Genomic DNA, 10,778 nt, shown 5'->3' with positions numbered 1-10,778 from the left:
GCTCCACCCCGACCGTCGCGAGGCCCGCGACCGCCCCCGCGACCGCCCCCGTGACCGAGGACGCCGCGCCGGAACCGACCACCCGGGCACCCACCGGCCCGCCCGTGCCGCCCGGAGGCGCGGGTGTCTCGCGACGCGACCTGCTGCTGCGCGGCGCGGGCCTGGCCGCGCTCGCGGCGGCCGGCGGCGCGGCGGCGCTGTACGTGACCGGCGACCCCGAGCAGGGCCCGGTCGCCTGGTCGCGGAACATCGGCGACGTCGACCTGGTGAACAACGGGGGTGACGACGTGATCGTGGCCAACGGGCGCTGCCACGTGGCCCGCGGCAACGACTACCGGGACAAGGCCGTGCTCCACACCCTCGACCTGGCCACCGGCGAGCAACTGTGGCGGATCGACTTCAACGCACTGTGGGTCGGGAACCAGATGCGCTTCACGGTGGTCGACGGCACCGTGATCACCGTGACCACCCGCGCGGACGAGGTCGACGGATACACGGTGTCCGCATACAACGCGGCCAGCGGCGAGCGCCTGACACGGCGGGAGGTCGTCCTCGGCGCATCGGTGGACGTGCACCGGCCCAGCGGCCTGCTGATCACGAGCGAGGACGGCCTGGTGGTCGCGACCGACCCGCGCACCGGCGACTACCGGTGGACGATGGACGGCGACACGTTCGTGCCGGCCGGCGATCTGATCCTGTTCGGTGGCGGGCTGGGGGTGCTCGCCGAGACCGGCGAGGAGCTGTGGGAACACCCCGACATCCTGCCGAGGGGCAACCGGGGGCACGCCCTCGGCGACGGCGAGGGCTTCCTGTGCTACCTGGCCGGCCGGACCGCCGGCACCACCGACCTCGCCTTCCGCGAGACGAGCACGGGCGACAGGGTGTGGCTGAGCACGTTCCGGGCCGGCGAGCCGGAGTCCGGCGGCGGGGCCCTCCCGCCCCTCGAGTCACTGGTGCGGGGCACCACGGTGTTCATGCCGTCGGCCGCCGAGGAGCGCCGGAGACCGATCGCCCTGGACGTATTCACCGGCCGGTCGAAGTGGACCTACGACGGCACCTACGTCCCGGACCAGGACGGCCCGGTGAGGGCCGTGGCGGACGGTTTCGTTCTGCCCACCCGAGAGGGAACGGTGTGCCTGGCCGCCGAGAACGGCACCCAGCGCTGGCACGACGAGACCGAGGACATCCGGGTGGTGCGTACCACCGAGACGTATGCCCTGCTCTACCGGACCACTCAGGAACGGGTGTTCCAGCACTGGACCACCCTGCGGATCCTCGACGCGGAGAACGGCCGCGAGGTCTGGACCGGCCAGTTCGACAGCACCACCGTCAGCGACTCCTCACCCGGCGACGCCCCGGTCGTCGTCCTCGACAACGGCGGAACGCTGCGGGCTCTGCGCGTGTGACCGCCCGGTGGGACGGACTTCCACGCGTTGGTTCAACGCGTCCACGTGAGTGCGGAGTTCGGTGAGGGTGGGGCATGTCACCTCCGATACCGCTGCGCCACCGCCGTGAAGGCGGCCTTGGGTTCCCATTCCATGTCGGGGTAGGTCTGCCCCCGGCGCCCTTCGAGGAGTTTGACGATGCCCAGGCCGGCCCGGTCCAAGTCGTCCCTGGGGTCGCCGTCCGGGCGGTGCGGGTAGCCGGGCAAGGCGAACAAGAACACGAACGCGCTGTCCACGCCCTCGGTCTCGAAGATCTCCAGCAGCTCGCTCAGATAGGCGGCCTGGCCGGCCTCGTCACGCTCGTATATGCCGTTCAGCCGGACAGGGGCCTTGGTCTCGGGGTCGTGCTCGACCACGTCCAGCACCCGCCCACCGCGGTCTCCCGCGCCGCGGTAGGCCGCGGTGCCGAAGCCGGTGATGGCGAGCGGCTTGGGGCCCTGGGCCAGGGTGCGCACCGCGTCCCGGAACCGGTCGGCGACCTCGGCGGAGCGGATCAGCTCGAACGTCACCATGTCGAAGGGAGTCCAGTCGACCTGCTCGAACTGGATGGACGCGTAGGTGAGCCTGCCCCGGAAGCGCTCGCGGACCGTGGCCACGGCGTCGCGGAGGAACGCGTTGACGCGCACGCCGAGCTCGCGCATCGCTTCGGCCCGCCGTTCGGGTTGGCTCATCAGCCGCTCGACCCGCCCCTCGGGGCTCTCTCCGGGCAGGAACCCGCGGTTCATCACGCTCAGCTCGACCCCCGCGACGAACGCGACGGTGGTCCCCTGCTGCCGGAGCCGCTCCGCTCGCTCGGCGCAGTCGCGGAAGAGCGTGAGGATCTGCTCCGGATCCAGCTCCAGCGGGTAGGGCGAGAACCAGACCTCCAGGCCGAGTTCGGCGGCGGCACCGGCGGCCAGTTCCAGTCGGTCCGGGTCGCCACCGATGATCTGGACCGCGTTGCAGTGCAGATCGTCGCGGATGATGGCGAGCTCGCGCCGGACCACCGCGGGGTCGAAGCGCTCCCGGGAGGTCTGGCCGTGCACGACGAATCCGGTGTCGTAGGTCATTCCCCTTGCTCGCATGGTGACGTCCTCTCTGCCGGTCTCGGGAGGGTCGAGACTGGCAGGAAAAGTGCGCGCGCGCAAGTTTGCGTGCGCGCAGCCCCGTGTGAAACGCTGACCCCGTGACGACACCACCACCAGGGCTGCGGGAGCGGAAGAAGCAGGCCACGCGCGAGGCGCTCCGCGAGGCGGCCCTGCGCCTGGCCGTGGAGCGCGGGCCGGACCGGGTGCGGGTCGAGGACATCGCCGAGGCGGCCGGGGTCTCGCCGCGCACCTACAACAACTACTTCGCCAGCCGCGAGCAGGCGATCGTCTCCGCCGTCACCGCGGACCGGGAAGCGCGGATCGCGGCGGCGGTCGCGGCCCGGCCCGCGGGAGTGCGCCTGGCCGACGCCGTCACCGAGGCAGTGGTCGAGCAGTACACGAACACCGGTGAGCGCGATCGCGAGGCGCTGCTGCTGATCACCACCCGGACCACGCTGCGCGACGCGTTCCTCGACACCACCGCCGGCATCGAGCCCCCTCTCACGGCGGTGATCTCCGAACGCCTGGGTGACGCCGGAGCGCACGCGGCCCGCGTTCTCGCGGCGAGCGTGGCCGCGGCGGTGCGCATCGCGATGGAGGGCTGGCTCCAGCCGACCGGGAACGCGGGGGCCGCCGGGAGTCTCGGCGCCGCAGGGCTGGTCGTGCCCTCCGGCTCATTGCCCGATCAGCTCCGCGCGGCGCTGTCCCCGCTCGCGCCCGCGTTCGACGCCGCCGAGCGACGCACCCAGCCGTGAAGCCGGCCCGACCGGGGCATCCGCTGGACGGACAGGAGATCCGGAACCCGTCAACCCCCTTGCCTTGGCGGGCCGATGGAATCCCTGACGACGACATGGGTACCGAGGAGCGCGTGCTGTTCCCCGCCACCGCGGCCCGGTGGCCGGTCGAGGGCGAGCCGCACGGCCGTGCGGCCCAGCTCTTCGTACGGGACGTGGACCGTGGTGAGTTGGGGGCGCAGGTCGGTGGCCGGGGGGACGTCGTCGTAGCCCGCGAGCGAGACGTCGTCCGGCACGGACAGACCGCGCTCCGTGACAGCCCGGAGCACACCGGCGGCGACCGCGTCGGTGAGGGCGAACACCGCGGTGAAGTCCACCCCTCTGGCCAGCCGGTCACGCATCGTCAGGTAGGCGGCGCCGCGCTCGAAGCTCACCTTCTCGACGAGGGCGGGGTCGAACTCGACTCCGAAGTCCGCCAGCGCCCGCCGGTAGCCGGCGAGCCGCTCGGCGGACGTGGTCTGCCCGGCGTCGCCGCCGAGGCACAGCACCCTGCGGTGGCCGGCGGCGAGCAAGCGGCTGGTGATCGCGTAGGCACCGCCCTCGTTGTCGTACTCGACCACGGTCGTCGGCACCGACTCGCCCAGGGGGGGCCGCCCGCACAGCACCAGACGGGAGCCCGACTGGTCGAGGGAGGTCGCGATGGCGGCCATCCGCGAGCGGTAGACCGCGTCGTCCTGGACGCTGCCGATGAGGATGACCGCCTCCGCGCCCTGCTGGCGCATGAGCCCGACCGCATCGAGCTCCCGCTCCGCGTCGCCGCCGCTGACGAAGACCAGACACAGCCGCCCCCGGCGCGTGGCCTCCTCCTGGATCCCGTGCGCGACCTCGGCGAACGACGGGCCGCGCACGTCGTTGAGGATGAAGGCGACCGTCTTGGTGCCCTGGCCGCGCAGGGCCCTGGCGTGGGTGTTGGCGACGTAGTCCAGCTCCCGCAGCGCCCTCTCCACGCGGCGCTTGGTGGCGGTGGCGACCGGGTAGTTTCCGGCGATGACCCGGGAGACGGTGGGCACCGAGACTCCGGCCCGGTGCGCGACATCCTTGAGTGTGGTCCGCCCGGGGCTCACCTTCCCCGTCCCACCGTTCTGTGTGGTCACGGCGTCAGTCTACGAGCGGTGGCGCCCCGGCGGACCGCCCGAGCGGCGGGGGCGCGGGGGAGCGCGGCCTCTCCGGAGAACGCCGCCCCGCGCGCCCCGAACCGTGCGGCGCCCACTACTTGAGGCTGCCGAGGGTCACGCCCGCGCGCCAGTAGCGCTGCATGGCCACCATGAAGACGGCGAGGGGCACGATCGAGAGCAGGGAGCCGGTGAGCACGAGGGCGGAGAGATCGATCTCCGCCTCGTCGCGCTTGGCGTTCCAGGCGTACAGGCCGAGGCTGAGCGTCCACTGCTCCTCGCCGCGGAGCATCGTGAGCGGCAGGAAGAACTGGTTCCAGTTCTGCACGAACGCCAGCAGGAAGACGGTGGCCCCGCCTGTCGTCATCATCCGCATGACGATCTGGAAGAAGATCCGCAGCTCCCCCGCGCCGTCGAGCCGGGCCGCCTCGATGAGCTCCTCCGGAACCGCCCCGTCGACGTACACCTTCGCCAGGTAGACGGAGAAGGGGCTGATGAAGGAGGGGATCAGGACGGCCCAGACGGTGTTCACCAGGCCGAGACGCGCGAAGAGCAGGTACAGCGGCAGGGTGAGCATCGCGTAGGGGATGAGGAACGAGCCGATGACGGCGCCGAGCGCCGCGCCCCGCCCCGGGAACTGGAAGCGGGAGAGCGCGTAGCCGGCGCTGAGCGCGATCAGGGTGCAGACGAGGGCGCCGACCCCGGCGTAGAGCAGGGAGTTCAGCAGCCAGCGGAAGAAGATGCCGTCGTTGTAGGTGAAGACCTGCTCGATGTTGTCGGCGAGGTTGAAGTCGGCGAACCACAGCCCGTTGGAGTAGAGCAGGTCGCGCTGGTCCTTCGTGGCGGACACCAGGAGCCACCACACCGGCGTGACGGAGTAGAGCGTGAACAGGCCGAGGGCCAGGAGGACCAGTCCGTTCGACACCCGTGACCGCCCGGCGCCGACCGGCATCCCCTCGTGCGCCCGCCTCGCCTCGCGCCGGTCGGCGCGCGTGCGGCGCCGGGATCCGGCGGGCTCGGGAGCGCCGGGCTCGGGAACCGCGGTGATCTGTTCGGAGAGAGTCATGCCTGCGGCCTGTTCGTGAGCTTGTAGAAGGCGAAGGAGACGGCGCCGACGATGAGCGCGAGGATGATGGAGAGCGCTGCCGCGTAGTTGTAGTCGTTCGCGTCGAACGCCTGGTTGTAGATCATCAGGATCGGCGTGTAGTTCTTGGTGACCGTCTCGGGGGCCACCTGCCGGAAGATCAGCGGCTCGTTGAAGATCTGGAGCATGCCGATGATCGAGAGCATGCCCGTGAGCACCAGCGCGCCGCGCACGAACGGCACCTTGATGGTCAGGGCGATCCGCAGCTCGGACGCGCCGTCCACCCGGGCGGCGTCGAACAGTTCCCGCGGCACGGCGAGCAGCGCGCCGTAGATGATCAGCATGTTGTAGCCGAGACCGTGCCAGGTCAGAAGGTTGCCCATGGAGCCCCACAGCATCTCCGAGGCGTAGAAGTCCGCGTCGATGCCGAACATCCCGAACGCGTCGGTGAGCGGGCCGAGGCGGGGGCTGTAGAGGTACATCCACATCAGGGCCGCGACGATGCCGGGGATCATGTAGGGGATCAGGAAGGCCAGCCGGAACCGGTGAGCGGTGCGGGTGGCGAGGGTGTCCAGGAGCAGCGCCATGACCAACGACAGGCCGAGCATGACCGGGATCTGGACACAGGCGAAGACCAGCACCCGCACCATGGAGGCCCAGAAGGCGCCGTCGGACAGGCCGCGGGTGAAGTTGTCGAGTCCGACGAAGACACGTTCCTGCCCACCGATGCCGAGGCCGGAGCTCTGCTCGGAGAACAGGCTCTCGTAGGCCGCGTAGCCGACGGGGATGACGAAGACGAAGAGGAAGCCGAGGAAGAAGGGCGCCGCGAAGCCCGCTCCCTTGGCCGCGCGGAGCGTCCGCCACCGCGGGCGGCGCCGGTGGCCGCGCCGGGGAGCGACGTTCCCCTTCGGCTCCACGGTCACAGTGGTGGTCGACATGATGGATGCCCGCCGTTCTGCCGTTTCGCTGAGTGCGCCGCGTGGCCGCCGCCCTGGGAGGGCGGCGGCCCGGGTCACTCGATGACGTTGATGCCCTCGCGCCGGAGGTCCTCGACCGTCCACCGCTGCATGTGCTCGAGGACGGCGGCGACCGTGGTCTCGCCGTTCATCGCCTTGCCCCACTGGTCGGCGAGCTCCTCGTACATGGCGGTGGAGTTGGGGCCGTAGAGCCAGCCCTCGGCGTACTCTGCCGCGCCCTCCATCACCGGGACCGCCCGGTCGGCGTGGTCGCCGTAGAGCTGCTCGGGCACCAGGGCGTCGGCGTAGGGCGCGGGGTCGGCCACCGCCGGATACCAGCCGGAGCCGTTCACCGGATCCGCCATGGCGGTGACGGGCTCCTCCTCGGTGGACAGCCACACCGCGGCCTGCACGGCCTCCTCGTGGTGCTCGCACAGGGCGGGCACCACGTAGCCGCTGGTGTCGGCGGCGGACAGGGGCGTGTCCTGCCCCGGGGCGGCGAGGTTCGGAGCCGGCTCCCACTGGCCGAGCGAGGCGTTCATGTTGCGCTGGTGGCCGGCCAGTTGCCAGGTGGACAGCTGGCGCATGGCGATCCGGCCCTGGTCGTACTCCTGCATCATCGCGGCGTACTCCGCGTACGAGATGCGTGCGACCAGGTCCTCGTCGAGCAGCGTCTGCATGGTCTCCGCCGCCCACCGCGACGCCTCGTCGGTGAAGTCGACGCGCCAGGCGTCGCCGTCCACGCTGTACCAGCGGGCACCGGCCTGCCAGGCGAGTCCCATGAACGTCGACGGGTCCTCGCCCGCCAGGTTGAAGATGTGGATGCCGTCCTCGCGCAACTCCCGGCCCACGTCGATGGCCTCTTCCCACGTCGTGGGGTACGCGAGGCCGCGCTCCTCGAAGGCGGGGCCGTGGAACATGGTGAACACCGGCTGCCGCTGGTTCGGGACGCCGTACACGGCGTCGGCCAGGGAAAGCGCCTCGATCGCGCCCTCGGAGAACGCGTCGGCGCTCGGTTCCAGGTGTTCGGCTATGTCGGCGATGATCCCCTGCGCGAGCAGCATGCTGCCGTGGCGGTTGTCCGACTCCGCCAGGCAAGCGGTGCCGGATGGGTCGTCGGCCTCGTGGGCGTTGTTGAGATTGCCCGGGATCTCGGCATAGGGGACTTCGACATACCGCAACTCGATGTCCTCGTGCGCGGCGTTGAACGCCTCGACGCTCGCCTCGGTGCCGGCCTTGTCGCTCCACACCTCCAGGACCACGGGCTCGCCGCCGCCGGCGTCACCACCCCCGTCGCCACCGCACGCGGCGGTCCCGATGACAAGGCCGAAGGCCACGCCGCCGAGCAACCAACGCTTCCTCGCGCTGTCCATCTGTGCTCCTGATCGTCTGTCGAGAGGCACTCGCCCGTGGCCCGCGGCCGTCTCCGGCTCCCGGTGCCACCCGAGTCCTCGTCATCGGTTCTCTCTCGGACGACGCGCATCTCGCGTCCCGTCCTCGAGCGACGGGCGGGCACGCGGCGAGGCGACGCCCGCACGACTCCCGGCCGAGGCCGCCGCCCCAGCCGCTCGCCCGCCTTTGTAGAAATCCTTTTCTAAGGTCACCGGCCGTATCCCAGCTGGACGGGCCCCGATGTATCCGGCACCGTAGACGCCCGCCTCGCCGAACGTCAATGCTTCCGGCGCAACCGCTCCGCCTGCTCACCGGGGCTTCGACCGGACACGCGCGCACCAGGGCGCCCCGCACGGCAGCACACCGGGCGCCGCCCCCGGCTCCGCTCGCGGCGGTGGATCGCGGTGAACCTTTTCTGCACCACCGGGCGGCCGGAAGGACTCCCCGGCGGCGGGCGGCCACGCGAAGTGCCGGCGGCCGGGCAGGAGTCCGCCCCCCACCGCTCACGGGCGCATCGGACACGGCACGACCTCCGGGGGCTCGGCTTCATCCATCCAGATAACGTTTGTCTGAAAATATCGAGGGCCACGACGTCCGTCAACGAAATCCCCCCGCATCAAGGGCTTCACATGGGCACAGCACCCCTCTACGGTCTAGAAGACGTTTGCTGTCAGGGTCGTGGCTCCTCGCTCAAGAGGGATGGATGGACGTCGTGATCAGATCGGGGAACGCAAGCCCGACGCTGGCCGTGGTGGCCCGGGAGGCCGGGGTCTCGGTGCCGACGGCCTCCAAGGTCGCCAACGGCAGGGGAGGGGTCGCACCGGAGACCCGGCGGCGGGTGGTGGAGGTGATGCGCAGGCTCGGCTACGTCCAGCGCCCCTCGTCCGCCGTCCGCAGGGGCCCGGCACTGGTCGAGCTCGTCGCGGACCGGCTCGACAGCCCCTGGTCGGGCGCGGTACTGCGCGGCATCGAGCAGGCCGCGCAGGGGGCGGGCGTCGGCCTGCTGGTCTCCGCGGCGCCGACGGGGGACCGGCTCGGCTCCGAGCGGCACGAGTGGTTCCACCTCCTGCACGGCAGGGGGCCGTCCGGCGTGCTGTTCAGCGTTGACGCGTTGCCGCGGGCAGCCCACGACTGGCTGGCCGGGCACGGCGTCCCGTTCGTCCTGATCGCCCCGGCGCTCGACCCGCCCCCCGGGGCGCCCTCGGTGGTGGCAGCCGACCGGCAGGGCGGGGCCGGTGCCGCCCGCCACCTGCTCGGCCTGGGACACCGCAGGCTCGCCGTGATCGGCGGCAGCCCGCGCTCCCGGCGCGACGGCGCGCGCGTCGCGGGCTTTCGCTCGGCCGTCGAGGCGGCCGGGCTCACGCTGCCCGAGCCGTACGTCCGGTACGCCGACGCCGACGAGACACGCGCGCGGCAACGGGTCGCCGAGTTGCTGGCCCTGCCCGAGTGCCCCACGGCGCTGTTCGTGTGCTCCGAGGCGATGGCGCTCGGCGTGTGTGCCGAGTTCGCCCGGCGAGGGATGAGGGTGCCCGAAGACGTCAGCGTGGTGGGCTTCGGCGACCTGCCGCCCGCGCTGTGGAGCTTCCCCCGGCTGACGACCGTGCGGCAACCGGTGGCCGAGATGGCGGCCGGGGCCCTTCGCCTGCTGCTGCGCATGGTCGACGGCGAGACCTTCCCCGACGCGCCGACCGAGGTGCCGACGCGCCTGGTGGTGCGGGACAGCACCGCGCCGCCCGCGGTGGTGTGACAGGGCGAGGGCGGCCGACCGGCGACCGGGGCCGGACGCCGGCCCCGCCACCATCCGGCGGGGCACCGGCGGCGAGGTCAGGCGGCCCGGTGCAGATCGCCGTGCTCGACGCGGTGACAGAGAGGGCGTCCGGCCAGGAACCGCTCCAGTTCCTCCACGGCGGTGAGGCCGAGGCGACGCAGCTCGTTGCCATGGGAGCCGGCGATATGCGGGGTCAGCAGCACGTTGGGCAGGTCGTACAGGGGTGAGGCGGCGGGCAGCGGCTCGGGCTCGGTGACGTCGAGGACGGCCCGCAGGCGCCCGGAGACCAGCTCCTCGGTCAGCGCGTCGTGGTCGATCAGGCTGCCGCGGGAGGTGTTGAGCAGTACCGCCCCGTCCCGCATCAGCGCCAGACCCGCCCGGCCGATCAGGTGACGCGTCTCGGGGGTCGCGGGCGCGTGGACGCTGACGACGTCGCTCATCGCGAGCAACTCGGCCAGGTCGACCTTGCGTACGCCGAGACCGTGCGCCTCCTCCCGGGTCACATACGGGTCGTGGAGGAGGACGTCGAAGTCGAACGGCCTGAGCAGCTCGATGACCCGGCGCCCGATGCGCGAGGCGCCGATCAGACCGACCCGGCGGCCGGCATTCCCCACGGACCGGTGCACCTGGCCCATCACGAAGGAGCGCTCCGCCCGGAAGCGCTCCCGCAGCTCGAAGACGCCCTTGCCCGAGAGCAGGATCATGCCGAGCGTGTACTCGGCGACGGGCAGGGCGTTGGCCGCGGCGGCCGAGGAGACGACCAGTCCGCGATCCCATCCCTCGGGCGGCAGAAGGTACTTCACCGAACCGCCGGTGTGGAGCACGGCGCGCAGCCGCGGCGCGGCGTCGAGCACGTCCAGGCCGAGCGGCGGGCAGCCCCAGCCGGTGATCAGCACGTCCACCCCCGCCAGCAGGCCGAGCGCCTCCGGATCCCGCAGGTCGACGACCGTTCCCGGACCGAGGTCGGCGAGCGCGGCGAGCCGCGACATCACCTCCGGCGGGAAGAGCAGCGGAAGGTGGCGGGCCTCCAGAGCGAACACCACCGAGGGACGCTCAGACATGGGGAAAGGCCCTCCTGGATCATCTAGAAATCGTTCTCTAACCTATGCGCCCGCAGTCGGCCGGTCAACATGCCGCCGGCCGGCGCCCTCGCTCGGCGC

Annotated in this window: 9 protein-coding genes; 3 read left to right on the top strand and 6 right to left on the bottom strand. The window is 71.9% G+C overall.

Going from position 1 to position 10,778, the window contains the following annotated elements; translation table 11 throughout:
• A partial coding sequence (locus tag ADY01_RS09500; protein ID WP_234320150.1) for a PQQ-binding-like beta-propeller repeat protein occupies positions 1-1,406 on the top strand: 1,406 nt, incomplete at its 5' end.
• A gap of 77 nt (positions 1,407-1,483) precedes the next feature.
• Here ADY01_RS09500 and ADY01_RS09495 read toward each other — a convergent pair.
• A complete protein-coding gene (locus ADY01_RS09495; protein ID WP_049568917.1) occupies positions 1,484-2,494 on the bottom strand; it encodes a hypothetical protein in 1,011 nt (336 codons plus the stop codon).
• A gap of 116 nt (positions 2,495-2,610) precedes the next feature.
• Between ADY01_RS09495 and ADY01_RS09490 the strand changes: the two genes are divergently transcribed.
• Positions 2,611-3,267 (top strand): TetR/AcrR family transcriptional regulator, encoded by a 657-nt coding sequence (locus ADY01_RS09490; protein ID WP_049568914.1) that lies wholly within the window; start codon positions 2,611-2,613, stop codon positions 3,265-3,267.
• Between the two features lie 50 nt (positions 3,268-3,317).
• Here ADY01_RS09490 and ADY01_RS09485 read toward each other — a convergent pair whose 3' ends face one another.
• From ADY01_RS09485 to ADY01_RS09470, 4 genes are all read right to left on the bottom strand, one after another.
• Positions 3,318-4,400: a LacI family DNA-binding transcriptional regulator gene (locus ADY01_RS09485; RefSeq protein WP_078900142.1), complete on the bottom strand. Its 1,083-nt coding sequence runs from the start codon at positions 4,398-4,400 to the stop codon at positions 3,318-3,320.
• A 115-nt stretch (positions 4,401-4,515) separates the two neighbouring features.
• The gene (locus ADY01_RS09480) at positions 4,516-5,370 is read right to left on the bottom strand and encodes a carbohydrate ABC transporter permease (RefSeq protein ID WP_049568943.1); all 855 of its coding nucleotides are present in this window, start codon (positions 5,368-5,370) and stop codon (positions 4,516-4,518) included.
• Positions 5,371-5,480: 110 nt separating this feature from the next.
• Positions 5,481-6,440, bottom strand: coding sequence for a carbohydrate ABC transporter permease (locus ADY01_RS09475; RefSeq protein ID WP_107081688.1), 960 nt, complete (start codon positions 6,438-6,440; stop codon positions 5,481-5,483).
• A 74-nt stretch (positions 6,441-6,514) separates the two neighbouring features.
• Positions 6,515-7,831, bottom strand: a complete 1,317-nt coding sequence (locus ADY01_RS09470) for an ABC transporter substrate-binding protein (protein ID WP_049568909.1) — start codon at positions 7,829-7,831, stop codon at positions 6,515-6,517.
• Positions 7,832-8,553: 722 nt separating this feature from the next.
• Here ADY01_RS09470 and ADY01_RS09465 point away from each other — a divergent pair.
• Positions 8,554-9,597 (top strand): LacI family DNA-binding transcriptional regulator, encoded by a 1,044-nt coding sequence (locus ADY01_RS09465; protein WP_078900140.1) that lies wholly within the window; start codon positions 8,554-8,556, stop codon positions 9,595-9,597.
• Positions 9,598-9,674: 77 nt separating this feature from the next.
• On the opposite strand, the gene ADY01_RS09460 is transcribed toward ADY01_RS09465, so the two are convergent.
• Entirely contained in the window at positions 9,675-10,679 is a 1,005-nt protein-coding gene (locus ADY01_RS09460) for a hydroxyacid dehydrogenase (protein ID WP_049568906.1), read from the bottom strand.
• Positions 10,680-10,778 lie beyond the last annotated feature (99 nt).

Origin of the sequence: Streptomyces sp. SBT349 (genome assembly GCF_001083795.1) — a bacterium.
In the GTDB taxonomy this organism is placed as follows: Bacteria; Actinomycetota; Actinomycetes; order Streptomycetales; family Streptomycetaceae; genus Streptomyces.
The sequence above is the reverse complement of the archived record's forward strand: the minus strand, read 5'-3'. Positions and strand labels throughout refer to the sequence as shown.

Bases quoted from the DNA above. Each gene is read 5' to 3' on its own strand.
- ADY01_RS09495 (WP_049568917.1), bottom strand. From the start codon at position 2,494: ATGACCTACGACACCGGATTCGTCGTGCACGGCCAGACCTCCCGGGAG.
- ADY01_RS09480 (WP_049568943.1), bottom strand. From the start codon at position 5,370: ATGCCGGTCGGCGCCGGGCGGTCACGGGTGTCGAACGGACTGGTCCTC.
- ADY01_RS09475 (WP_107081688.1), bottom strand. From the start codon at position 6,440: ATGTCGACCACCACTGTGACCGTGGAGCCGAAGGGGAACGTCGCTCCC.
- ADY01_RS09470 (WP_049568909.1), bottom strand. From the start codon at position 7,831: ATGGACAGCGCGAGGAAGCGTTGGTTGCTCGGCGGCGTGGCCTTCGGC.
- ADY01_RS09465 (WP_078900140.1), top strand. From the start codon at position 8,554: ATGGACGTCGTGATCAGATCGGGGAACGCAAGCCCGACGCTGGCCGTG.
- ADY01_RS09460 (WP_049568906.1), bottom strand. From the start codon at position 10,679: ATGTCTGAGCGTCCCTCGGTGGTGTTCGCTCTGGAGGCCCGCCACCTT.